At 42.2% G+C, this 25,253-nt stretch carries 21 protein-coding genes and 1 pseudogene; 17 read left to right on the forward strand and 5 right to left on the reverse strand.

Annotated elements, in window-relative coordinates; all coding sequences use genetic code 11:
* The first annotated feature begins 40 nt into the window (after positions 1-40).
* Genes nirK through ACLCDL_RS00485 form a run of 4 tightly spaced genes read left to right on the forward strand, consistent with a single transcriptional unit; the run spans position 41 to position 3,226 of the window.
* On the forward strand, positions 41-1,474 hold the full coding sequence (nirK, locus tag ACLCDL_RS00470; protein ID WP_423146016.1) for a copper-containing nitrite reductase: 1,434 nt from the start codon (positions 41-43) through the stop codon (positions 1,472-1,474).
* A complete protein-coding gene (locus ACLCDL_RS00475) occupies positions 1,464-2,270 on the forward strand; it encodes a formylglycine-generating enzyme family protein (RefSeq protein ID WP_423146017.1) in 807 nt (268 codons plus the stop codon). The genes nirK and ACLCDL_RS00475 overlap by 11 nt, the downstream gene beginning before the upstream one ends.
* A 9-nt stretch (positions 2,271-2,279) precedes the next feature.
* Entirely contained in the window at positions 2,280-2,885 is a 606-nt protein-coding gene (locus ACLCDL_RS00480) for an SCO family protein (protein ID WP_423146018.1), read from the forward strand.
* Positions 2,886-2,929: 44 nt separating this feature from the next.
* The gene (locus tag ACLCDL_RS00485; protein ID WP_423146019.1) at positions 2,930-3,226 is read left to right on the forward strand and encodes a cupin domain-containing protein; all 297 of its coding nucleotides are present in this window, start codon (positions 2,930-2,932) and stop codon (positions 3,224-3,226) included.
* Positions 3,227-3,240: 14 nt separating this feature from the next.
* On the opposite strand, the gene ACLCDL_RS00490 is transcribed toward ACLCDL_RS00485, so the two are convergent.
* Together ACLCDL_RS00490 and ACLCDL_RS00495 are read right to left on the reverse strand one after the other, a co-directional pair.
* Entirely contained in the window at positions 3,241-3,885 is a 645-nt protein-coding gene (locus ACLCDL_RS00490) for a polysaccharide deacetylase family protein (RefSeq protein ID WP_423146020.1), read from the reverse strand.
* 56 nt (positions 3,886-3,941) lie between these two features.
* On the reverse strand, positions 3,942-5,933 hold the full coding sequence (locus ACLCDL_RS00495; protein ID WP_423146021.1) for a glycoside hydrolase family 9 protein: 1,992 nt from the start codon (positions 5,931-5,933) through the stop codon (positions 3,942-3,944).
* A gap of 244 nt (positions 5,934-6,177) precedes the next feature.
* Here ACLCDL_RS00495 and ACLCDL_RS00500 point away from each other — a divergent pair.
* Both ACLCDL_RS00500 and ACLCDL_RS00505 read left to right on the forward strand, forming a co-directional pair.
* Positions 6,178-7,509: pseudogene (locus tag ACLCDL_RS00500) on the forward strand (beta-L-arabinofuranosidase domain-containing protein); the annotation flags it as partial.
* A 9-nt stretch (positions 7,510-7,518) separates the two neighbouring features.
* The gene (locus ACLCDL_RS00505) at positions 7,519-7,974 is read left to right on the forward strand and encodes a hypothetical protein (protein ID WP_423146357.1); all 456 of its coding nucleotides are present in this window, start codon (positions 7,519-7,521) and stop codon (positions 7,972-7,974) included.
* A 77-nt stretch (positions 7,975-8,051) separates the two neighbouring features.
* On the opposite strand, the gene ACLCDL_RS00510 is transcribed toward ACLCDL_RS00505, so the two are convergent.
* The 3 genes from ACLCDL_RS00510 to ACLCDL_RS00520 form a co-directional block, all read right to left on the reverse strand.
* On the reverse strand, positions 8,052-10,457 hold the full coding sequence (locus ACLCDL_RS00510) for an alpha-L-rhamnosidase-related protein (RefSeq protein WP_423146022.1): 2,406 nt from the start codon (positions 10,455-10,457) through the stop codon (positions 8,052-8,054).
* Between the two features lie 195 nt (positions 10,458-10,652).
* Positions 10,653-11,906 carry a cation:proton antiporter gene (locus ACLCDL_RS00515; RefSeq protein ID WP_423146023.1) on the reverse strand — a complete coding sequence of 418 codons (1,254 nt, stop codon included), beginning with the start codon at positions 11,904-11,906 and terminating at the stop codon, positions 10,653-10,655.
* 30 nt (positions 11,907-11,936) lie between these two features.
* Positions 11,937-12,113, reverse strand: a complete 177-nt coding sequence (locus ACLCDL_RS00520; protein WP_423146024.1) for a hypothetical protein — start codon at positions 12,111-12,113, stop codon at positions 11,937-11,939.
* A 213-nt stretch (positions 12,114-12,326) separates the two neighbouring features.
* Between ACLCDL_RS00520 and ACLCDL_RS00525 the strand changes: the two genes are divergently transcribed.
* From ACLCDL_RS00525 to ACLCDL_RS00575, 11 genes are all read left to right on the forward strand, one after another.
* Positions 12,327-14,111: a thiamine pyrophosphate-requiring protein gene (locus ACLCDL_RS00525; RefSeq protein WP_423146025.1), complete on the forward strand. Its 1,785-nt coding sequence runs from the start codon at positions 12,327-12,329 to the stop codon at positions 14,109-14,111.
* Positions 14,108-15,226: an enolase C-terminal domain-like protein gene (locus ACLCDL_RS00530; protein ID WP_423146026.1), complete on the forward strand. Its 1,119-nt coding sequence runs from the start codon at positions 14,108-14,110 to the stop codon at positions 15,224-15,226. Before ACLCDL_RS00525 ends, ACLCDL_RS00530 begins: the two co-directional genes overlap by 4 nt.
* A 12-nt stretch (positions 15,227-15,238) precedes the next feature.
* The gene (locus ACLCDL_RS00535) at positions 15,239-18,415 is read left to right on the forward strand and encodes an FAD-binding and (Fe-S)-binding domain-containing protein (RefSeq protein WP_423146027.1); all 3,177 of its coding nucleotides are present in this window, start codon (positions 15,239-15,241) and stop codon (positions 18,413-18,415) included.
* Positions 18,416-18,512: 97 nt separating this feature from the next.
* Positions 18,513-19,469: a cytochrome c oxidase subunit II gene (gene coxB / locus ACLCDL_RS00540; RefSeq protein ID WP_423146028.1), complete on the forward strand. Its 957-nt coding sequence runs from the start codon at positions 18,513-18,515 to the stop codon at positions 19,467-19,469.
* On the forward strand, positions 19,469-21,139 hold the full coding sequence (gene ctaD, locus ACLCDL_RS00545) for a cytochrome c oxidase subunit I (protein WP_423146029.1): 1,671 nt from the start codon (positions 19,469-19,471) through the stop codon (positions 21,137-21,139). The genes coxB and ctaD overlap by 1 nt, the downstream gene beginning before the upstream one ends.
* Complete coding sequence (locus ACLCDL_RS00550; RefSeq protein ID WP_423146030.1) at positions 21,129-21,692, forward strand: cytochrome c oxidase subunit 3; 564 nt, start codon at positions 21,129-21,131, stop codon at positions 21,690-21,692. Before ctaD ends, ACLCDL_RS00550 begins: the two co-directional genes overlap by 11 nt.
* Complete coding sequence (locus ACLCDL_RS00555) at positions 21,689-22,519, forward strand: cytochrome c oxidase assembly protein (RefSeq protein ID WP_423146031.1); 831 nt, start codon at positions 21,689-21,691, stop codon at positions 22,517-22,519. Before ACLCDL_RS00550 ends, ACLCDL_RS00555 begins: the two co-directional genes overlap by 4 nt.
* On the forward strand, positions 22,516-22,746 hold the full coding sequence (locus ACLCDL_RS00560) for a hypothetical protein (protein ID WP_423146033.1): 231 nt from the start codon (positions 22,516-22,518) through the stop codon (positions 22,744-22,746). Before ACLCDL_RS00555 ends, ACLCDL_RS00560 begins: the two co-directional genes overlap by 4 nt.
* Positions 22,718-23,230 carry a QcrA and Rieske domain-containing protein gene (locus ACLCDL_RS00565; RefSeq protein WP_423146034.1) on the forward strand — a complete coding sequence of 171 codons (513 nt, stop codon included), beginning with the start codon at positions 22,718-22,720 and terminating at the stop codon, positions 23,228-23,230. The genes ACLCDL_RS00560 and ACLCDL_RS00565 overlap by 29 nt, the downstream gene beginning before the upstream one ends.
* Before the next feature lie 80 nt (positions 23,231-23,310).
* The gene (locus ACLCDL_RS00570; protein ID WP_423146035.1) at positions 23,311-24,696 is read left to right on the forward strand and encodes a cytochrome b N-terminal domain-containing protein; all 1,386 of its coding nucleotides are present in this window, start codon (positions 23,311-23,313) and stop codon (positions 24,694-24,696) included.
* 79 nt (positions 24,697-24,775) lie between these two features.
* Positions 24,776-25,252 (forward strand): hypothetical protein, encoded by a 477-nt coding sequence (locus tag ACLCDL_RS00575; RefSeq protein WP_423146036.1) that lies wholly within the window; start codon positions 24,776-24,778, stop codon positions 25,250-25,252.
* Position 25,253: the final 1 nt, after the last annotated feature.

Here is a 25,253-nt window from a genome sequence, read left to right on the forward strand (position 1 = left end):
TCTTTTTAAAATCTGATTACCAAACCAAAAATCACTCTATATGCCAATTAACTTAATTAAAAGCACATTATTGCTATTACTTAGTGCTTCTATCGTAAGCAGCTGTAAACAACGGACTAAGCCGGCAGATGATAATTCTGTTGCAGGTGTTTATACTGCCGAACTGACCGATGCCCCAAACGTTCCGCCTTCACCGGGCTATAAATATCCCGAAAAAGTGGTGGTAAAATTAGAAGTACTTGAAAAAGTTATGCGGCTTGCTGACGGAGTAGAGTATAACTTCTGGACTTTTGGAGGAAAAGTTCCGGGCAAATTTATCAGGATACGAGAAGGAGACGAAGTAGAATTTTACCTGAGCAATCACCCCAATAACAAATTACCACATAATATAGATTTACATGCTGTAACCGGTCCCGGTGGAGGTGCCGAAGCTTCGATGACTGCTCCCGGCCATACTACTCAATTCTCTTTCAAGGCAATCAACCCCGGATTATACGTTTACCACTGCGCTACTGCACCCGTAGGGATGCACATTGGAAACGGGATGTACGGTTTAATCCTGGTAGAGCCTAAAGAAGGACTGCCTCCTGTGGACAAGGAATTTTATATTATGCAGGGCGAGTTTTACACAAAAGAACGCTTTGGAAGGCCTGGTTTAACTTCTTTTGATATGGAAAAAGCACTGGATGAAAAACCGGAATACGTTGTTTTTAATGGTTCTGTTGGTGCAAACATGGGCGATAATGCCATGCAGGTAAAGCAAGGCGAAACCGTAAGATTGTATGTTGGTAACGGTGGCCCAAATTTAGTTTCATCTTTTCACGTAATTGGCGAAATTTTCAACAAAGTACATATAGAAGGCGGTTCGCAGATAAATGAGAATGTAGCAACAACGCTGGTTCCGGCAGGAGGAACTGCCATTGTAGAATTCAAATGTGAAGTACCAGGTTCTCTTACTGTGGTAGATCATTCGGTTTTCAGGGCATTTAATAAAGGGGCTCTCGCCCAGATTAAAGTAACAGGCAAAGGAGATAAAGAAATCTTTACAGGAAAACAAAAAGATCTCGTTTATCAGCCTGAAGGATCAGCAATACAATCTATTACACCAAAACGAAAAGAAGCTCCTATTCCTGAAAGAACGTATGCTGACAGGATGGAAAAAGGCAAGATTTTATATGAAAGCAACTGCGCTGCCTGTCACCAGAAGAATGGCGAAGGTGTATCGAACGCCTTCCCTCCGCTTGCTAATTCTGATTATTTAATGGCACGAAATGATAAAGGTATTGGAATTCCGTTACACGGACTAAGCGGAGTAATAAAAGTAAACGGAAAAGAATACAATGGCGTAATGCCTCAAATGCAGCTGACAGATGATGAAATAGCAAGCGTTTTGACTTATGTACGTAACAGTTGGGGCAACAAAGGCGGGTTAGTGAAGGCAGAGGAAGTGAGTAAAGTAAGAAATGGAAAGTAAGAAAAGATCTTTTGGGTTGTTTTTATTACTTTCTGTAATAGCTATAAGCTCTTTATCAGGCTTTACGGGGGGTAAAAAAACGGCTGCTACTCCTGCGGGAATGGTAAAAATTCCGGCAGGGGTCTACACTCCCTTTTTCCAGAATAAAAGCGACAAACCGGTTTCTGTGGAATCTTTTTACCTGGACTCGAGAGCGGTTACGAATGCAGAATTCCTGGAGTTTGTAAAAGCAAATCCGAAATGGGCGAAATCCAACATTTCTCCGTTGTTTGCAGACAAAGGCTATCTGAAACACTGGGAAGGAGATTTTAATATCGGCAAGCAATACAACCAGATAAAAAACAGCCCTGTAACCAATGTTTCATGGTTTGCTGCTAATGCTTACTGTAAATGGAAAGGTAAAAGACTACCCACACTCGAAGAATGGGAATATGCAGGCAGTGCGAGAATAACAAACGATAATCGCCCGATAAAAGAGATCATTTTGGCCTGGTACAGCAAGCCTACTCCAAGCGTTTTACCTCCGGTTGGCTCTGCTTTTAAAAACAGGTTCAATTTATACGACATGCATGGACTGGTTTGGGAATGGGTATCCGATTTTAACAGCATCGTGATGGAAGGCGATTCAAGGAGTAACAGTGCTATAAACAGGGAGCTTTTTTGTGCATCCGGCTCTTTCGGGGCTGCCGATAAAGAAAACTATGCAGCTTTTATGCGTTTCGCGTTTCGAGGAAGCCTAAAGGCAAAATATACGGTCAACAACCTGGGGTTCAGATGCGCCAAAGACATTAAGTAAACTGAATTTATGCTAAAAAAGAACAATTATCTAAAGGTTTCTCTCATTTTGATAGTCCTGTCGTTTGTTTCTTTATCGTCCTGCACCAACAGCAAAAATCAGGCTGTTGTTAAAGAAAAAAAACAAACAACTTCCACCGAATCTGTTTATCAACTCCCAGGCACATGGCAAAACCAGGAAGGTGATTCTATTCAGCTAGCTGCGCTCCGCGGCAAACTGCCTGTTGTATCCATGATATTTACCCATTGCGGGTACGCATGCCCACGTATTGTTGCCGACATTAAAAACATTGAAAAACAGGTTCCCGCCGATAAGAAAGATAAAGTCGTTTTTGTTCTGGTGTCATTTGATACTGAGCGGGACCAGCCTGCACGCCTGAAAGAATTTGCAAAAGATATGCAGCTGGACAATAATTGGATTCTGTTGCATGGGGATGATGAAGAGGTACGTGAATTATCTATGCTGCTGGATGTGAAATATAAAAAACTACCTGACGGTGCTTTCGCTCATTCAAACATCATCACTTTGCTTGACGAAAACGGAACAATTATAGCACGTGTGGAAGGCCTGGGTACAGAGTCTGAAGAAATCGTATCAAAAATAAAAGCGCTTTAAAACAGATTGCAGCTGATAAATAAGAATGAAACATTGAAATTACCATGAACATTATTGACAACATAAAATTTCAGGAAGATAAACCGGCCGTGCTGCAAATTAAAAATTCCGACAAGCAACAAATCATTGCGATAGGATTGAAAAAGAATCAGGTTTTAAAAAAACACGTGAGTGCTACACCGGCGCTGATTGTGGTTTTGAAGGGTAAAATTTTGTTTGAAATGGAAGGAAATGCAACCGAACTTACAGAAATGGAAACCTTTGATATTCCGCCTACAGTACCACACGAAGTAAGCGGAATAGAAGAAAGCGTATTTTTATTGGTAAAAGATAAACCCTGAAAGACCCTATCACATCAGTTTAACAAGGCATCAATTCTTTTAAAAATATACCCCTTGCTTTTCAAAGTCGCCAAGAGCTCATCCAATTTGTTATAAAATTTGTCGGTACGGCGGGGGTCTGTACCTAGATGAAGTAACAGGATAAAGCCATTCAATCCATTTGGGTCTTTTGCTTCATAATTCAACACAGACTGTAATATTTCCAGTGAACTTAAATACTTGTCTCCCATTTCAGGATAGGCATAATCAGCATTTGAACGGGTACCTGGAGTAAAATTAACTAAGGTCATTCCCTCCTCCTTTGCCCAGTTAACGATTGATGAATTATACCATTCATAAGCCGGAAGGAAGAACCTGGTTTCGCTTTTGCTGATACCGAATTTCTTCATTTCCCTGTAATTTGCCCGCAAATCCTGCTTAAATTGTTTCTCGGAAACAAGCAGACTATCCCTTTTAACCCAATCGGCATACAATAAATGTTTGTCTGAATGTGCTCCCAGGTAATTCCCATCCGTCCGCAGTTCTTTTATTACCCTACTAAATGTTTTATTCCGGTAGAAATTCCCTGTAAGGAAAAACGAAGCCTGAATATTATTTTTCTTCAGCGTTTGTTGTATCACTTCTGCCCCATCACCAAATTCATCCCCCGTAAATACCAAAGCTATTTCCTTGCTGGTTGTATCTCCGCGAATAATAGCACCCTGAGCATCCTTAACTACTTTTTTAATTGCCCTACCTCTGGAGAGTCGCTATCTTGTGCTGCCAATAAATACACCAGTGAAGCCGTGCCATCCATTGTTGGCTCGTTGGTACTGAAATCACCAAAGTCATCGTGATAAACCGCCAGGTCTGACTGAAAATCTGCATATTCATCCGGGTCATGCAATACAATTCCAATCAGATTTTTATAAATATTTCCGTAAACCGGGCCGTCAACGAGGCCTCCGTCAAGCGAGTACCCATTAAGATGTGTGAGAGACGAATGAGGGTCAGCGGGAGTATCGGCATTAGCAGGGAGTCCGTATACCATTCCTGTCCCCCAGGGATTACAGCCAAATAACCAGTCAACACAGGCTTGCTCAAGCTGTATATACGTATCATCGCCGCTTAATTTTCTATACAAATAACATTGAATAGCAAAGGATGTTGTTAAGTTATTAGAACACCATATGAAAGGTACTCCGCGGTAAAAGGCATTATCCTTGGATTTTTTCCATACGCGTTCAATCCCTTCTCTATAAAAGCTGATGAGTTTCGACTTTGTTGCTAAACCGCTCTTTTGGGCGAGCTCATAATGCCCAAAGTTATGAAAAGGATACCACTGGTAGTGTTTAGCAGTGTCGGCGCCCATCCACGGTGTTACCTTTTCATCCTCACTGTATTTTTCAGATTGTTCAAAATAAACTTTTTCTCCCGTAAGCTGATAGAGGGCGGCCGCTCCAAGTTCCATATCATCGGTCCAGTTATCCTCTTCGTAAAAATAAGGAGCTTTGTTAGGCGCTGTTTGTGCTACTCCTGGTTTAGAAAGGCCAAGTTTATATGCAGAAAGGGCTTTTTTTTTAAAATTTTCTGCCTGCGATCTGTCTTTTGATTCATATATCTGAGCGGCAAGGGCAAAAGCACCGGCAAATTTTCCTGCGGTAGATGCAGCTCCCGTTGCCCGGTTTTTATACTTACCCAATCCCTGCGGTTCGCCGGTAATGTAATAAACAGGTCTTCCGTTTCCTTTTCCATAACCATAATCTACCGAGTCTTCTGTTGGTAGCCGAAAACCTGCATGGTCACGGTCATCCGCTAACTGGTTAAACATCCAATCTTCTTTCGGGTGCATTTTCAAAAGCCAGTCCAAACCCCATTTTGCTTCATCCAGCACATCAGCTGTTCCATTGGGGCCTTCCAGTCCGTTGGATAAATATTTGTCAGTAAAACTACCAGGAAAATCGCGATAAGCAGCCAGTAAATGATACGTAGCATTAGCCGAAGTTGTACTATACTGAAGGTAATCTGTAGCATCGTGCCAGCCACCGGAAACATTCAGATGCGTATTCTCCGGAACCGGCCCGTAAATAATATAACCATCTTTTGTATGGCAGGAATCTTTTAAGAAGGGGTTAAAACCGCTTCGCTGCTGACGCATGTAACGCAAGGTAAAATCAGGGGAACCTTTGTAAATATCCTGGGAAATTTCAAACTCCGGCGATTTGATTCCCTCTGCCTGTAAATAAAAACGGCCGTTTTTTTTAAAACCACTAAAATCTAACCGGTAGGTACTGTTAAAAGGGCCGTACTGTCCGTAATCTTTTCCTGCCCTCTTTTTAAAAACAACTTTAAGAGATCTGGCGTCAATCAACTCAAAGTCCTTCAGTCGTTTTTTCCGTTCTTTCGATCCGAAAACTGCAACTTTTACGCCATCTGTTTTATAACCTAACTGGTTTATACGTATCCAGTTCTGACTGTTATCCTGCGATTTCAATGCAGAAGGCAATAAAACGATACAAGTAATAAGAAGAAATTGGTTGCGAAAACGTTTAAAAGTTATCATTGAACATTGGTTAGTAAGCGACGCCGGACAAGCGTCTCTGACTACAAATATATAAATAGAAAGCAGATCGTGAAAGGCGTTTGCAGCTGCTAAAACAGCTCCGAAAACAGGAATATCAGGATAAAAATATAAATTTGCAAGCAAGCATCGCCAAAATAAACCCATGAAGATTTTAAATTATTTCTCTATTCTCCTGTTATCTTTTTGTACACTAACTTCTATCTCACAAATAAAAACTTCAAAGGAAGCTGCTTTTACTCCTTACACGATGAGCAAGGCACCTTTGCGCCAAAACCCATACATAGAGTTGCCTTTAGGTGCGATAAAACCAAAAGGATGGCTGAGAGAAATGCTGATCCGGCAAAAAAACGGAGCTACCGGAAACCTGGATAAACTTTATCCTTTAGTAATGAACGAGCGAAACGGCTGGCTGGGCGGCGACGGTGACCAATGGGAACGGGGACCTTACTGGATTGACGGCCTGCTGCCGCTGGCATATATTTTAGATGACAAAGAGCTGATAGCAAAAACAAAACCATGGGTAGAATGGGCTATAAAAAGTCAGCAGCCTGACGGATATTTCGGCCCTTCTAAAGATTACAGCTACGAACGTGGACTGCAAAGAGACAACAGCCGCGACTGGTGGCCGAAAATGGTAATGCTTAAAATCCTCAAACAATATTATTCGGCTACCGGAGATAAACGTGTAATTAATTTAATGACTAATTACTTTAAGTATCAGCTGAAAGAACTTCCTAAAAATCCGTTGGATCATTGGACTTTCTGGGCTCGTTACCGGGGCGGAGATAATTTAATGATAGTTTACTGGCTTTATAATATTACAGGTGATAAATTTTTACTTGAACTTGGCGACCTGCTTCATAAACAGACCTTCGATTTTACCGGTGCTTTTTTAAACACCGGCATGCTTGCCAAAGAGGGCAGCATTCATTGTGTAAATCTTGCCCAGGGAATAAAAGAACCGTTGATTTATTACCAGCATCACCCTGACCAAAAATATCTGGACGCTACAGAGAAAGGCTTTGAAGACATCCGCAAATATAATGGAATGGCACATGGATTATACGGAGGAGATGAAGCTCTGCATGGCAATAATCCTACACAAGGCTCAGAATTATGCTCGGCCGTTGAAATGATGTTCAGTCTTGAAAAAATGCTGGAGATTACCGGCAACGCAAGCTATGGTGACCGTTTAGAGAAGATCGCTTTCAATGCGCTGCCCGCCCAAATTACTGATGATTTTATGGCACGGCAGTATTTCCAGCAGGCAAATCAGGTTATGATATCGCGGCATATACGCAACTTTGACGTGAACCATGGAGGTACCGACGTGTGTTACGGCCTTCTTTCCGGATACCCCTGCTGTACATCAAACATGCACCAGGGCTGGCCTAAATTTACCCAAAACTTATGGTATGCTACACCAGATAAAGGCCTTGCAGCGTTGATCTATTCACCCAGCGAAGTAACAGCGTATGTGGCAAACGGCACAGAAGTGTCTTTTAAAGAAGAAACCAATTATCCTTTTGAAGAAACAATAAAATTCACCTTCAGCACAAATAAAAAAAACCAACCTGTATCCTTCCCCTTTCATCTCCGTGTTCCGGGATAGTGTAAAAAAGGATCAATAAAAATTAATGGCAAAACACTGCAGGAAGCAAAAGGCAACGAGATTATTAAAATCAACAGGGAATGGAAATCAGGTGATGTAGTTGAACTGGAATTGCCGATGCATATTTTTAAGAATACATGGTATGAAAATTCGGTATCAATTGAAAGAGGACCAATAACTTATGCTCTGAAAATAGGAGAAGAAATTAAAAAGGTTAAAAATGACAAAGATCCTGTTGAATACGGAGATTCTTACTATGAGGTACATCCTACTACTCCATGGAATTACGGCTTAGTTGAAGTACGTGATGATAAATTAGATGAAAACTATAAAATTGAGAAAAAGAAAGCTGTCTCTGACTTTCCCTGGAATATTGGAAACGCTCCCGTACTGATTAAAACAAAGGCAAAGCAAATCCCTTCGTGGCAAATTTATAATGAAATGGCCGGACCAATTCCATACAGTGTTACCTATGGTATTGAAACAGCAAAAGACGAAGAAGAAATTATTTTAGTACCTTATGGATGTACCAACCTCAGAATTTCTCAGTTTCCGGTTGTTGGCGCAAGATAAATATATAAAATACCTGTTACTTCTTTTCTTTAGGGTGTAAGCACAGATAGGCTACGTTCTTTGATCAAAAGCTTGCCTTATAAAGTTAGCGTATTCTTTTCGCCTGCTTTCAGCTCGTAACGCTTGCCTTTCCACAGCAAATAACCGGGTGTTTTTGCCGGCAATTCTATTACTGCTTCCACCTTTCCTTTTTTAACATGATATTGAGCACTTATTTTTCCATCTGGATGTGGAATTTCGCCGGAAACATCTTTCAATTTACCAAGGTGTGGCTCTATCTTCACTATAGAAAAGCCCGGTGCATCGCTGTCGATACCTAAAACAGTTCTGAAAAACTCGATATTTGGATGCGCTCCCCAGGCATGGCAATCTGATCGGGTTCTGTTGATATCGGAAATCTCAGCCCAGGTAGTCATTCCCTGTTTCAGATTTGCTTTCCAGATAGCTAACCAGTTCAAATATTTATTACCCAAGCCGGCTTTTACCAGGGCCTGATTTACATAATATTGAAAATAAATAGTGGCAGATGTCAATGACTTGTCTTTCAGTATCTTTTCAGCCAGTTCTGCGGCTTCAGTTCCGTTAATTGTTCCTGTTAAAATAGCGAGAGAATTTGCATGCTGTGAGAACAGATCCTTCTCAGACCTGTCTGCAATTAATTTCTTGTTTTCGTCCCAGTATTTTGAACGGATAGTCTTCTTGAGTTTTTCTGCTCCAGCAGTGTACTTCTTTGCATATTCCTCCATTCCCAACTTACTTTCAAGCTCGGCGGCAGTTTGATACGCCAGTAAAAGCTGTAAGTCAAGAACAGCAGAATTTCCGTCCTTCCCCAAGGGAGGAACGCCATCGTGCCAGCCTCCGGTAGTTGCCCAATCCGTAAAATTCCAGTAAGGTGTTTTTTTCAAAGAACCGTCTTCCTGCTGGTACCTGCTGAAAAAAGTCAACACCTGCCGTGCTCCCGGAAGTTTATTTTTCACAAATTCAATATCCGGCCTATATTTCCAGTAATCATGCAGCATTCCTATCCACCATAAAGAAAAAGGAGGAATTTCCTGGGCATTTGCGGTAGGATAACGACTCAATGTGATCCCTTCTGCCATTCTTGAATTATCAATCAAAGTAATGGCGTTTCGCATCAGACGGTCATCACCGCTGTTAAATAAGGAAACCAAGGCCTGGATGCGGGTATCACCCACGTATTGCAACTGCTCATAGTATGGGCAATCCATATACGTTTCAGCAGCACAAAGCCGTGCAGTGCGCCATCCGGTTTTTAAAATATCTGTAAGAACGGACTCATCTGAATTAAATTTCGCGGTATACTCAAACGGATAACCTGTAAAAGTTCCATACAAATCGTCTATTACCAGCGGCTCATCTTTTGTTTCAACTTTCAGTTGCAGGTACCTGAACGTACGCCAGGTTAAAGAAGTAAATTCCTGATTCTCTGCGCCATTTGAAATAACACTATCTTCTCTTCCTACAAATCGCTTTCCGCCTACCTCGTTACGGTTCCCTTTTTGGTTTTGCGATTTCCATGTAGACTCCTCTCCTTCATCTATATACAAGGCTTCTGCATAGGATAAGGAAATTCGGGCATCTTTTCCTTTACTGAAAAGAATAGTCGGATACGCATTTGTTAAATAAGACTGATCGAGGAGAATAGTGACGCTGGAATTTGCAGGAATTGTGAAACGTTCCTTTTTTGCAGGGAAACCCGCCGGGAGCTTAACTCCTTCGGTCTTTCTTACGCTGCTTAGTCGTTGCTCAGTAAGTTCCATTTGTGGTATAGGACGCGGCACGAGCATCCAGCCCAAGGTATATTGAAATACTCCCTTTGGCAAACCATTAAACAACTGCTGCGCATTTGTCCAGGTATCATCGTTAAAGTTTTCAGTTTTCCAATTGATGGATGATTGCCTGAAATCAACTTTCTCTGAAGGGCCTGCCGCATAATACGCATTTACCAGGTTTACAGGTAACGGAGAATAACCTTGATCCCGAATTCCTTTCCAGCTTTTATTGGTATTCACTATTTCTTCTGCAGGAGAATTGCCCTGCAAAATAAAAGCAGTACGATATGATATTTGCGCTTCTGTTTTTTCCTCTCCCTCATTCCACACCACTGCTGCTATTAAATTTGAACCTGCTTTCAGGTATGGAGCTATATCAACCGTTTCAAAATTCCAGTGAAAAACGTCTCCCCTCGCCGGACCTAAAGAAGCCAGCTTTCCGTTAACAAACAATTTGTAACGGTTATCGGCAGAAACATGAACAATAAAATCGGTTGGTTTTTGTGCAAGCTGAAAAGTCTTTCTGAAATGATAAACCCCGTAATCATGCGCTGGTTCATTAGGGACAGCAATCCAGAAAGCCTTCCAAGTTTTCTGCAGAATGTCCGGATTTATATTTTGAGCAAGTGTCAAAACAGCGTTTGCCGATAAAAAGAATACTGACAGGAAAAAGATTTGCAGAATTTTCATAATCTGATTTTACTATAAATACTATGAATTTCAGCTTCATTTATACCATACTAAATGATCCGAAAACAATAGCACGGGTTTACATTCGTGCAGTTATAGCACTGTAACCGCATTAAATTACCGGTTTAATTCGGTTAACTCAAATTTCATTTAAAACTTCCTGCTGACAGTAATGAAATAGAACGTTCCAAAAAACTATGCTTTCTGTTTTTTCCCTTTCATCAACTGCCGTGCAAACTTGCCTACAGTAAGCCCCTGAACCAGGATAGAAAAAACCACGGTGGTATAGGTTATTAAAACAAATTCTTCATGATGCATGTCTCTCGGTAATGATAAGGCAAGTGCTACAGAAACACCTCCCCGCAAGCCTCCCCAGGTAAGTATTGCCAGGGTCTTATGGTCAACATCGACAAATGCCTTTAAAAGAAATGCAGGCAGAGAAACTGCGATATACCTGGCAAGCAGAACTAAAACAATACAAACAGTACTTATTAACAATAAAATTCCATAGCTTTTTATCAGGAGCATCTCAAGCCCGATCAGCAGAAATAAAATGGAGTTCAGAATTTCATCAATAAGTTCCCAGAATTTACCAAGGTAATCTTTTGTAACGTCAGACATTGCAATCTCTTTGCCCTTATTGCCGGTTATTATCCCGGCAATAACCACTGCCAGCGGCCCCGAAACATGTAAAGCCCGGGCCATACTGTAACCTGCCATTACAATTGCCAGTGTAATAAAAACTTCTACCTTATAATCATTGATCGTTTTTATTGCCCATAAACCCAGGTATCCCAAAAGAAAACCAAAAAGTATTCCCCCTCCTGCTTCTCTTAAAAATAACCAGCCCACATCGCCTGCAGAAAGTTCCTCTATTCCATTTTGTGCAATCTCTGCTATCCCTATAAAAAGAACCACAGCGATACCGTCGTTAAACAATGATTCACCTGCAATTTTCAATTCAAGAGATTTGGGTATCCTGGCTTCTTTTAATATTCCCAATACGGCAATGGGATCGGTAGGAGAAATTAATGCCCCAAAAAGCAGGCAGTAAATAAAAGGTATTTGAAAATTAAACAGTTGAAAAAGCAGCCAGGTAAAAAATCCAATAATAGCGGTAGAAATTATAATTCCCAGCGAAGAAAGAGTAATAACTGCTATTCTTACTTTTTTTAGCTCGCTGAAATTTATCCGGATGGCACCGGCAAAAAGTAAAAAACTAAGCAGAATATCCAGCATTACTTTTTGAAAGTTGATTGCCGAAACATTCTTTATGATATTAAAATAAAGCCTGGGATATACGTTTCCGCTTAAAACAATCAGAACAGAAAAAATTAAAGTAACAGCCATAATGCCTATGGTAGGCGGCCATTTAATAAATCGTGTGTTTATATAGGCAAAAAGGGCAGAAAGAAAGATAATAAATGAGATAAGTTCATATGCATCCATAAAAATTAAACCGGTTAAGCCTTATTTTTTCTACCCTTCAAGGTTGTAGAACCATACTTCTGCCCTGGCTATGCTTTCCGGCACAGCCTGCTCCGGGTTCCACCCCTCCTCATCTACCAGGAAGTTGGAAATCTCAATGGCTTTTTCGAGGACAGCTGGATTTAGAGAGTCCATTTCTGTAGGAAAGTTTTCAGAAGTATAGATCATTTTATTTAAATACAGAAGTCTAACAAGCAGAAAACAAGAAAAGTTCGTACAGAATTTTTTACAAACAGGTAAATTGAATTTTTAGAAACAATACGTTATAGCCTCTGTTCCAAAAACAGAGATAAGTTACTCAGTTTCTCCAATCTACGCTTCAATACCTGTAAGGCTTCGCTGATGTAGTTTATCTTTTTCTTTCTGTAAAAAACAAATACTATGAGTAAACAAGTTAGCGATTTCGTTATCGACCGAATGAGTGAATGGGGCATTTCACGGATTTTTGGTTACCCCGGTGATGGTATAAACGGACTAATGGGAGCATTAAACCGGGCGGATGGAAAGATTGATTTCATCCAGGTACGCCACGAAGAAATGGCCGCTTTTATGGCCTGCGCCCATGCAAAATTTACCGGAGAAGTTGGCGTTTGCATGGCTACTTCGGGGCCCGGTGCCATCCACCTCCTGAACGGACTCTATGATGCGAAGATGGACCACCAACCGGTAGTTGCCATTGTAGGACAACAAGCACGGGCTGCTTTGGGTGGTAGCTACCAGCAGGAAGTAGATCTGATCAGCCTTTTTAAAGATGTTGCCGGCGAATATGTTCACATGGCTACCGATGCCTCACAGGTAAGACATCTGATTGACAGGGCTTTCCGCATTGCTCAATCAGAACGTGTTGTTACCTGCATTATTCTGCCGAATGACCTTCAGGAAATTGATTACGAGGAACCGGCCCGCCAGCACGGCACCATTCATTCTAGCGTAGGCTACAGTCGGCCCGTGGTAGTTCCTAACACCGCAGACCTGCAACGGGCTGCAGATATTTTAAACAACGGGAAAAAAGTTGCCATGTTAGTAGGTGCTGGTGCTTTCAATGCGGCAGAAGAAGTAATGGAAATTGCCGAACTGCTGGGTGCGGGAGTGGCAAAAGCGCTGCTTGGGAAAGCGGTATTACCCGATGATCTGCCTTATGTTACAGGCTCAATCGGTTTACTGGGAACCAAACCAAGCTGGGACCTGATGACTGAATGTGATACGCTTTTTATGATAGGCTCCAGTTTTCCTTATTCTGAATTCCTTCCTAAAGAAGGGCAGGCAAAAGGAATCCAGATAGATATTGACGGAAAAATGCTGGGCATCCGTTATCCGATGGACGTACACCTGCAGGGTGACAGCAAAGAAACGCTGAAAGCTTTAATACCCCTGTTAAAGCGAAAAGAAGACAGAAGCTGGAGGCAGGAAATAGAGAAAGGCATTGAAGAATGGTGGAAGGTAGTAGAAGCAAGAGCAATGAATTCCGCCACACCCATCAATCCGGAATATGTTTTTTGGGAATTGTCAAAACGCCTGCCTGATAATTGCATCCTTTCTGCCGATTCGGGTTCAACTGCAGCCTGGTTTGCACGCGATTTAAAAATCCGTAAGGGGATGATGGCCTCGTTATCCGGAAACCTTGCCACCATGTGCCCGGGTATGCCTTATACCATCGCTGCTAAATTTGCATATCCTGACAGGGTGCCTATTGGCTTAATTGGTGATGGCGCCATGCAAATGCTGGGTATTAACGGTTTAATTACCGTTGCCAAGTACTGGAAACGGTGGAGTAATCCACAGTTTATAATCCTGGTTTTGAATAATGGCGACCTGAATATGGTTACCTGGGAGCAAAGAGCGATGGTTGGCGATCCGCGATTTGATGCGTCTCAGGATGTTCCTGATTTTCCGTATGCCGAATATGCCCGTATGCTGGGGCTCGAAGGTATTAAAGTTGATAATCCTGAAAATGTTGCATCCGCATTGGATCAGGCAATGGCAGCAAGAAGGCCGGTAGTTATTGAAGCATGCACAGATCCGGCAGTTCCGATGCTTCCGCCACACATCAGCTTTAAACAGTCAGTAAACTTTATGTCCTCGCTTGTAAAAGGAGACAGCGATGCCTGGGATATGGTTAAACAAACGTATAAAGAAGTGGTAGACGGATATTTCCCTGGAAAATGATTCCTGATAGTGGCTCAGCGGTTTTAGAAACAGTAAAGATCCAAAAGCTCCGCACTTCTGCCTACACTGTTCCTACCGATGCACCGGAATCTGATGGTACACTCGAATGGAACAGTACAACCCTGGTACTGGTAGAAGTTGAAGCTGGAAATAATACAGGCATCGGATATACCTACGGCGATGCTTCCATTGCATCCTTTATCCAAAAAAATTTAGTTTCGATAGTGCAGGAAGCAAATGCAATGGATATTCCTGCAATTTACCGGTACATGCTTGCCTCAATCCGGAATGAAGGCAATTGCGGTATGGCTTATATGGCTGTTTCGGCTGTTGACAATGCTTTATGGGATTTAAAAGGCAAGCTGCTGAATCTCTCTCTTGCAGCACTTGTAGGAACTGTGCGGGAGGAAGTACCTGTTTACGGCAGTGGGGGTTTCACCTCCTATTCAGATAAAAAGCTCTGCGAACAACTTGGCGGATGGGCTGACCAGGGATTTACAAAGGTAAAAATGAAAATCGGCCGGGATCCGGGGGCGGATATCAACCGGGTAAAAATTGCAAGGCAAAGCATCGGCGATAAAACGGATCTGATGATCGATGCAAATGGAGCTTACGATGCCAAAACTGCTATAAGAACCTCAGAAATAGTTGCAGAATATGGTGTCAGCTGGTTCGAAGAGCCTGTGTCATCCGATAACCTTTCCGGACTAAAATTTATACGTGATCATGTTCCTTCGTCAATAAACATTGCAGCCGGTGAGTATGGCTACAGTCTGCCTTATTTCACAGCAATGCTCAGTCATCAGGCAGTAGATATCCTTCAGGCAGATGCGACCCGTTGCGGGGGCATAACCGGTTTTCTTAAAGCAGGTTACCTCTGCGAAGCACATTCTCTGCCTTTCTCGTTTCATTGTGCCCCTGCACTTCATCTGCATGCCGCAGCGGCCTTAAACTCTTTTTATGTAGGAGAATACTTTCACGATCATGTACGAATAGAAAACATGTTTTTTGATGGAGTAATACAGCCGGTAGCCGGAAAATTAAAACCCGATCGGAGCCGGCCGGGATTAGGACTTGAATTTAAATATCCGGATGCTGCTAAATATAAACTTTAAATTTTTCATGCCATGATAACTGATACAACAGAAGAACGTGCTGTCTCACCGGAGGAGCCCGAAAAACTTAAAAGTAACCGACAAATAAAACCTACGGTATATGACACTCGCTTTCAAACAAAATATGCTTCAAATGTTGATGTACACGCTCTTGAAAAAGACCTGCAAAAAAACATTGCAGGCGAAGTGCGTTTTGATGATGGCAGCCGCGGACTTTATTCTACTGATGCTTCCAATTACCGCCAGATTCCCATTGGTGTTGTTCTACCTAAAACAGAAGAAGATATACTGAAGACGCTGCAGCTTTGCCGCAAATACGGAGCTCCTGTCCTTTCCCGCGGAGGCGGAACCAGCCTTGCCGGACAGTGCTGCAACGTGGCGGTAGTTATGGATATGTCCAAATACTACAATTGTGTTTTACATATTGATAAAGATAAAAAGTTTGTCAGCGTACAGCCGGGCATTGTATTGGACACCATGCGGAATGCAACTGAAAATCAGGCAGGTTTGACTTTTGGCCCCGACCCGGCTACTCATGACCATTGCACTCTGGGTGGCATGCTGGGCAATAATTCCTGCGGAGTACATTCTGTAATGGCTTCTTTCGAGGGTAATGGCGCACGAACTTCAGATAATACAGAATTTTTAACCATTGTTACATATGATGGTATAAAGATGAAAGTAGGTCCTACTTCCGACCAGGAGTATGAAAAAATCATCCGTGAAGGTGGCAGGAAAGCAGAAATCTATCAAAAATTAAAAACTTTCCGTGATAAATACGCAGACCTGATCAGGCAAAAATTTCCAAATATTCCGCGAAGGGTATCCGGATATAATTTACCAGAGCTTCTGCCCGAAAATGGATTCAATATTGCAAGAGCATTGGTGGGATCCGAAAGCACACTGGTAACCATCACCGAAGCAACACTTAAATTGCTTACCAGCCCGAAGGCAAGAACATTACTGGTGCTGGGCTACCCCGGCTTACCAGAAAGTGGCTACGCCGTACCTCAGATTCTGACTCATAAACCCATCGGACTGGAGGGTATGGATCATTTACTGTTAGAATTTATGCGGAGAAAAGGCTTAAACCTGAAAGATATTCCGCTATTGCCTGAAGGAAAAGCCTGGCTGCTGGTAGAATTTGGCGGGGATTCAAAAGAAGATGCGGATAATAAAGCGAAGGCATTGATAGAGGATTTGAAGAAACAGGGCAATGCTCCCAACATGAGCCTTTTTGATGATCCGGAACAGGAACACAAACTATGGGAAATACGTGAATCAGGCCTGGGCGCAACTGCGTGGGTTCCCGGTGAACCAAACGGTGGGCCCGGTTGGGAAGACTCTGCCGTTGACCCGAATAAAGTAGGCGATTACCTGAAAGATCTGCGGGCTTTATTTACTAAATACGATTATCACCCTTCACTTTATGGCCACTTTGGACAGGGTTGTGTGCATTGCCGAGTAGGATTTGATTTTTTAACAGAGGATGGAATTGAAAAATATCGTCAATTTACTATTGAAGCATCACATCTGGTGGTAAAATACGGCGGCTCTATTTCCGGCGAACATGGCGATGGGCAGGCCCGCGGTGATCTTTTAGAGATAATGTATGGGAAAGAACTGGTGCAGGCATTCAGGGAGTTTAAAGAAATATGGGATCCTGAATGGAAAATGAATCCAGGCAAAATAGTAGATACTTTTGGACAGGTCAATAACCTTCGTTTAGGAACATCTTATGATCCCACAAATCCTAAAACCCATTTTCAGTTTCCGGATGACGGTTACAGCTGGGAGCGGATTACGCTAAAATGTGTAGGCGTAGGTGAATGCCGCCGGCACGAAGGGGGAACCATGTGCCCGAGCTATATGGTTACACGTGAAGAAAAACACAGCACCAGGGGTCGTTCCAGAATGTTATACGAGATGTTGCAGGGGCAGGTAGTTAAAGGAAAATGGAAAGACGAACATGTTAAAGATTCACTTGATTTATGCCTGGCCTGCAAAGGCTGTAAAGGCGATTGTCCCGTAAACGTGGACATGGCAACTTATAAGTCTGAATTTCTATCGCATTATTATGAAGGAAGATTAAGGCCACGTACTGCTTACGTTTTCGGATGGATCTATTGGTGGTCGCGGGCGGCGGCCCTCTTGCCCGGTATCGCAAACTTCTTATTGCATGCGCCGCTTATAAAAAACATCACAAAGGCAATTGCCGGAATTGCACCTCAACGTAGCATGCCAAAATTTGCTCCCCGAACGTTCAGAAGTTGGTTTAAAAACAGGGTGAAACAAAAAGATACAGGAAAACCTGAAGTAATTTTATGGGCCGACACCTTCAATAATTTCTTCCTTCCGGAAACACTGGTTGCCGGAGTGGAAGTTTTGGAAGCTGCCGGTTTTAAAGTAATAACACCCAAACAATCCCTATGTTGTGGAAGACCCCTATACGATTTTGGCATGCTGGATACTGCAAAACGACTACTAATTGAAATTATTGACGTATTAAACGATGAAATAAAAAGAGGTACCCCGATAGTTGGTTTAGAGCCAAGTTGTGTGGCTGTTTTCAGAGATGAGCTGCACAACTTGTTTCCACATGATGAAGATGCCACACGATTATCCAAACAAGTATTTACACTGGCAGAATTTTTAGAAAAAAAGGCTCCTGATTTTAAGATTCCACTTTTAAAAGGGAAAGCAATTGTACACGGACACTGCCATCATAAATCAATTATGAAGATGGATTGTGAAAAAGCGCTGCTGCAAAAAACAGGTCTGGATTACCAGCTATTGGACTCGGGCTGCTGCGGGATGGCAGGATACTTTGGCTATGAAAAAGGTGATCATTACGATGTATCCATCAAAGCAGGCGAACGGGTTTTGCTGCCTGCTGTAAGAAATACCGAAACCGAAACCCTCATAATTACCGATGGTTTCAGTTGCCGTGAGCAAATTGAGCAGGAAACAGGACGCAAAGGCCTGCATCTGGCGCAGGTTCTGCATATGGCATTGAAAAACAAGAACAATGTATTTCAAAAGATCTATCCTGAAAACAACTATATAGAGAGCATGAAACTAAAGGGATCAAAAACAAAACAGGCAATAACTGCTGTTCTTTTAGGATCGGTTACGGCGATTACAGCCATCGCCGTTGTAAATTATTTAAAAAGGAATAAAAGGATATGAATACAAAGCCAAATTAGTCATTGAAAGCACACTAAAATAAAATCCTTAAAATGCTTCCTGCATTTATCCTTTTAATAACAGAAATGAAGATCATCCTATGTTTTTAAGCCCTTATATTAAATTCTTATGCCTTTCTGTTTTCGATCCTCACACGGAGGAGGCATGGAGGCTTTACGGGCTTAACAGTTACTTTATTATAGCTTCTTCTTTTATTCTGATCGTTGTAATAGCCCTGCTCATCTATACTTCCATAAAATTTCGTGCAAAACCTGGAGATATCGAACCAAAACAAATTGGCGGAAATAAAATTGTGGAAGCGTTCATGATCGGAATCCCCTTCCTGATGGTTGCGTTCTTTTTTTATCTCACAGTAGACATAATGCACGATATTCAGCCAGCTGTAAAAAAAGGCAATCCATTGGTTGTTATTACCGGACATCAATGGTGGTGGCAGGTATCTTACCCGGGAAGTCCTGTTGTTACAGCCAATGAAATTCATTTGCCTGCCGGCAAGAAGATTCTGCTTCAATTAGAAGCAAACGACGTGATACACAGCTGGTGGGTGCCTGCTTTCGGACCTAAAATGGATATGCTGCCAGGTGCCACAAACTACTTATGGGTTACTATTAAAAACCCGGGAATTTACGAGGGCGTTTGCAGCGAGTTTTGTGGTAAACAGCATGCCTGGATGCGCATCCGCATTATTGCTCACAAACCCGATGATTACGAGCAGTGGCTAAAGCAAAAATCGGAGAAAGCAATGATACCGGCAGAGCAGGGAGCGATAAAGGGAGCCGCGATTTTCAATAAAGAGAGTTGTTCTGGGTGTCACAGTATTCGGGGTACAGTAGCGGCTGGGAAAACCGGTCCGGATTTAACTCATATTGCCAGCAGAAATACCTTGCTTGCAGGAGCAATTCAAAACAACCGAGAAAGTTTACGCCGTTTCCTCAGCAATCCGCAAAAAGTTAAGCCAGGTGCACACATGCCCCGGTTTATTTATAAAAAAGACACAATAAACGCATTGGTTGAATATTTATCTGCTTTAAAATAATGGAAAACGTGCATGTTCCTGAACCGGAGTCCCGCCTGCCTGATATCAGCATTAGCACAAGCCAGGGTTTGCTGCAATGGATATCATCCGTTGACCATAAGCAGATCGGGATCATGTACCTTCTGCTTTCAATGCTCTTTCTGCTGCTTGGCGGGATAGCGGCCCTTTTACTACGAATTCAACTGGCAGTTCCTGAAAATACCTTTCTAAGTCCTGAAATGTATAACCAGTTATTCACCATGCACGGTACCACCATGATCTTTCTGGTGCTGGCACCTGCAATTTTAGGATTTTCAGTTTACATAACACCACTCATGATCGGTGCAAATGAGGTATCCTTTCCCCGAATGAATGCTTTCGGTTTGTGGATCACCTTTTTTGGCGGACTGCTGCTCTACTTCAGTTTCCTTGCAGGGGGCGCACCGGATGCCGGCTGGTTTAATTATGCCCCGCTCAACCAGCGGCAATACTCTCAGGGATCGGGTATTGATTATTATTGCATTGGTTTGTTATTAGTTGGAGCCGGCACGGTAAGTACTGCCATTAATCTCGCTGTTACCATCATTTATTTAAGAGCCGAAGGGATGAGTTTAAAAAAGCTTCCGGTATTTGTATGGATGGTTCTGATCAACTCCTTCCTGATTTTGGCAGCTTTTCCATCGCTTAACGCAGCTCTTTCCATGCTTTTACTCGACCGGCAGTTAGACGCCCATTTCTTCAATGTTGGCGAAGACGGCTCTCCGATAGTCTGGCAGCACCTTTTCTGGAACTTCGGCCACCCCGAAGTTTATATTCTTATCCTCCCTTCCTTTGGTATCTTATCCGAAGTATTCCAGGTCTACTCACGAAAACCAATATTTGGCTATGCGTTTGTTGTAGGTTCGGGTATTGCTATCGGCCTGCTTTCTTTTGGTGTCTGGGTTCATCACATGTTCAGTGTCGGGCTGGGCAATAAAGTTTATAGTTTTTTTGCTGCCAGTAGTATGCTTATCGGTGTTCCTACGGGTGTAAAAATATTTAACTGGCTTGAAACGATGTGGGGCGGTTCGCTTCGCTTTACAACATCTATGCTGTTTGCGATGGCTTTCCTGGTTGAATTTACCATCGGAGGATTAAGCGGGATCGCTTTTGCCGTTGTACCTATAGACTGGCAACTTACAGACAGCTATTATGTGGTGGCACACCTTCATTATGTTTTTGTAGGAGGAAGCCTGTTCGGATTGCTGGCAGGCCTTTTCTACTGGTTTCCGAAAATGAGCGGAAAAATGATCAGCGAGAGACTGGGACGCTGGTTCTTCTGGCTGTTCGTTACAGGCTTCAACCTTACCTTCTTTGTTCATCATATTTTAGGCGTTCAGGGTATGCCCCGGCGGGTGTATACTTATCCTGATCTGGAAGGTTATAAAACAATGAACCTGATCTCTACCGCCGGAGCATTTATTATGGGCTTCTCTATCCTGTTCCTCATCTATATACTTCACAAAAGCATTAAAACAGGAAATAACGCTCCATCAGATCCCTGGGATGCCTATACGCTTGAATGGCTGACCAGTTCACCTCCCCAACTGAAAAATTTTAATAATATTCCGCCCATTACCGATGTAAGGCCCTTAAGGGATTTAAAACTGTCCTCTCATTTTAAAAATCAAACAGGTGCTTATGGAAAATAAATTAATGATGAAACTGGTAATTGCAACAGAAGCAATCTTCTTTCTGTCGCTGATGATTACGTTTGTCTACTTCGCCATACGGCCGGGTTTTAAGCAACATTCCCTTGATCTGTTGGATATTAAAACTACAGGTATTTTCTCCCTGATGCTTTTTTCAAGCAGCTTTACTTTCTGGAGGGCAGAAGTAAATTTTAACAGGGGACAAACAGCACGATTAAAAACATGGCTCGGCGTAACCATTTTTCTGGGTATTATTTTTCTCTTCGGACAAATTAAAGAGTACCTGCGACTGCTGCATGAGGATTTTACCATTAGTAAAGACATTTTTGGAACCAGCTTTTTTACACTTACAGCATTCCATGGATTGCATGTATTTATCGGGTTAATCATTCTTTCAGTTGTACTGTTACTTGCCATTGTAGGAGATTTTGATAAGCCTGGTTCATCTGTTATTAAAAGCACAGGTATGTACTGGCATTTCGTTGACCTTGTCTGGTTACTGGTTTTCTCGCTGGTATATATTCTGCCGCTCATGCTAAATAAAACGTTATGACATCAATTCTCGGCTACTGGAACGTTGAATCAGGAATTATTATAATAGTTGGACTGTTCCTGTTGCTTTATTTTAAGCTGTCGGACCTACGGGTAAAAAAGGAAGCTATTTTTTACTTTTCAGGACTTTTGATCATGCTGCTTGCAGAATCATCGCCGCTTCATTTTATCGGAATGCATTACCTGTTCAGTGCGCACATGATCATTCACGTTATCCTTCTTCTTATTTGCGGTCCGCTCCTGGTTTTAGGAATTCCGAAAAAAAAAGAAGGCTCAAGATCTTTTCTATATAAAACTTCCCTGTTCTTCAACTACTTTCCATGGATGGGATGGCTGGCAGGTATAGCCATGATGTGGTTTTGGCATATTCCCGCAGTTTTTGACGCCGCATTTCCAGAAATGCACAGTTCATTTAACCTGATATCGTTCCTGCAAACGGCAAGCTTACTGCTTTCAGGTATTTTTTTCAGCTGGCCTGTTATAGGCCCTGTAAAACACCTGCGGATTAATCCGCTTGTTGGTGTACTTTATTTATTTACTGCATGCATTGGCTGTTCCATTTTAGGCTTGCTTTTAACATTTGCGCCAGCCGGCATTTATACACATTATTACCTGCCGGATCTGTATGGCTTTTCAAAACTGATAATCGATAACTGGGGAATAAGCAGAGCAGATGATCAGCAGATAGCAGGCTTGATTATGTGGGTTCCCTGTTGCTTTATTTATCTGAGCGGCTCTATGCTCTTACTTTACCGATGGCTAAACGAAAAAGAAGAATACCAAAGCTGGCAAGAGAATAAATTAAGATTAGAAAGAGATAACTTATGAGTGAATTCAACAAGCAGGAAAAGTCCCATTGGACTAAGGCAAAACCCGAGAAGATTCCCTCTCCTACCTACTGGCCTTTTTTTCTGGCTATGGGCTTTGCATTTTTACTTTGGGGTATTGTTGCCGGATGGATGATTTCTGTAGCCGGCTTACTTATTCTGATTATTTCTTTAACAGGATGGATAACTATTTTAAGAGATGAAAACAACGGGAACAGAACAAAATAATGGTCGTCGGAATTTTTTAATGAAACTTAGCCTGGCTTTTAGCGCAATTGCAGCTACAGCAGCAGGGATTCCTGTTCTGGGAGCCCTGTTTGAACCGCTGCTTGAAAAAGATAAGCAATCGTGGCGTAACATAGGACAGCTGAAAGATTTTTCAGTTGGTAATACACGACTTGTAAAATTTGCTAACGCGGATGTAAAACCATGGGCCGGTGTAACTGCAAAAACAGCCGCATGGGTACGAAGAGAAGGTGAAGAAAACCTGCTTGCATTTGCTGCAAATTGCACACATTTAGGCTGCCCTGTCCGTTGGGAGGAAGATGCAGAACTATTTATGTGCCCGTGTCATGGAGGCGTCTACTACAAAGACGGCACAGTAGCAGCAGGCCCTCCGCCTAAAAGTTTAACCCGCTATCAGGTAAGGATAAAAAACGGTATTGTTCAAATTAAAACAGCGCCTGTACCTATTACAGAAATTACTGCTTGAAAGTTGAAGGTTAAGGTTATAAGTTGAAGGTTGTAAGTTGTAAGTTGGAGGTTAAAGCTGAGATTCAGCAAAAGCTACTCATGAAAAAATTAAAGAAAATAGGACGCTGGATTGATGACAGGAGCGGAATTTCTGAAACGCTGATTCCGTTGCTAAAACACCCTGTTCCGCCGGGAAGCAAATGGGCTTATGTGTTTGGCAGTGCAACTTTATTTTGTTTCCTGCTCCAGGTTGTTACCGGAATTGGCTTATCCCTTTTATATCAGCCTTCTTCCGAAAACGCATATCAATCCCTGCAGTTCATAACCCATCAGGCTCCATTAGGCAGGATTTTACGGGGCATTCACTTTTTTGGTGCTTCAGGTATGATCATCCTGGTTGGAATACACATGATACGGGTTTACATTATGGCCTCTTATAAGTACCCAAGGGAAATGAGTTGGATAAGCGGTGTATTTCTCCTCTTTTTTACCATTGGCATGGGATTTACCGGTCAGCTTTTACGATGGGATTCGAATGGCGTTTGGTCATCCATAGTTGCAGCCCAGCAACTGGGTAGGATTCCCTTAATCGGAAGATACCTTGCCCATATTTTATTGGGCGGAGAAACACTGGGCGGACAAACATTAAGCCGATTTTTTTCCTATCATGTATTTATAATCCCGGCGTTAATATTTCTTTTTACAGGATTTCACCTGTACCTGGTATTCAGAAACGGGATATCGGAACCTCCAAAAGCCGGCCGCCCCGTTGACCCTGCAACTTACCGTAAATGGTATAAGGAACTACTGCAAAAAGAAGGAAAGCCTTTTTGGCCGTACGCTGCATGGAGGGATGTCTTATTCGGATCATTAGTAATTTTAAGCATAATCGGCCTTGCTATTATTTTCGGTGCTCCCGAACTAACAGAAGCTCCTGACCCATCTATTGTATATGCCAGCCCCTCACCCGACTGGTATATGCTTTCCATTTTCGCTTTGTTTGCATTAATGCCTCCGCAAATAGAATCGTATGTGATTTTTATAGGTCCGGTTTTTAGCATTCTTGCTCTTTTATCTCTGCCCTTTGTTTCCAATAAAGGTGAAAGAAGTCCTATCAGGAGGCCCTGGGCTATATTCGGGGTAGTGTGTGTGATGGTATTTCTTTTAAGCCTGTTAGAAGTTGGAATCAAAGCTCCATGGTCGCCCGATTTTAACACAAAGCCCTTAACTGTATCTGCGCAGGCATCTGCCCCGGTCAAAAAAGGAATGGCCTTATTTTATAAAAAAGGATGTCAGTATTGCCATAAAATAAATGGTGAAGGTGGCAGCACCGGGCCTGATCTTAGTATAATTGGCCGCACATGGAATCGGCAACAGTTACAGATACAGATTGTAAACGGTAGCGATAACATGCCGGCTTATGGTGGAATGCTGAATAAAAATGAACTTTCAGCACTCGTTCAATTTTTACAATCGCGAAAATAACAGGCGAAGTTTTCTATCCTAACAGATATGAATAAACTTTCCCGGAAGCAGGTGGTTTATCATAAAGAAAAACCCATCTATGAAAGCAACACCAATAGTATCGTCCGGCTTAACAGGAACTTCAGCAATGACCTTATTCAGCTACATAGTATCAGAAAACAAGGAAAAAAATTTTAAAGAACCGGAAGTTCTGGCCCAATTGCTGCAAAATATGCTTCCTCAAATAAAAAAAGAGCCTACTCAGGTGGCAGGGTGGAGTATGCATTACAGCATGGGGATGATCTTTGCACTGATATACGAGTATTTGTGGCAGGAACGAAAAGTAAAACCTACCATCAAGAATGGCCTCATCTTAGGCGGCTTGAGTGGATTAGCCGGAATAATGGTATGGAAACTTGTTTTTAAAATTCATCCCAACCCACCAAAATTGCATTTTAACCGGTATTATGGGCATTTGTTTCTCGCTCATTTAGTTTTTGGAACTTTTGCAGCAATTGGTCACAATTTAGTTCAAAATAAGGGATTATCGCATTATCCGGGTAAATCAATAAATTAAA

It is taken from the genome of Rubrilithobacter danxiaensis, assembly GCF_047272945.1.
Taxonomy (GTDB): Bacteria; Bacteroidota; Bacteroidia; order Sphingobacteriales; family Sphingobacteriaceae; genus Rubrolithibacter; species Rubrolithibacter danxiaensis.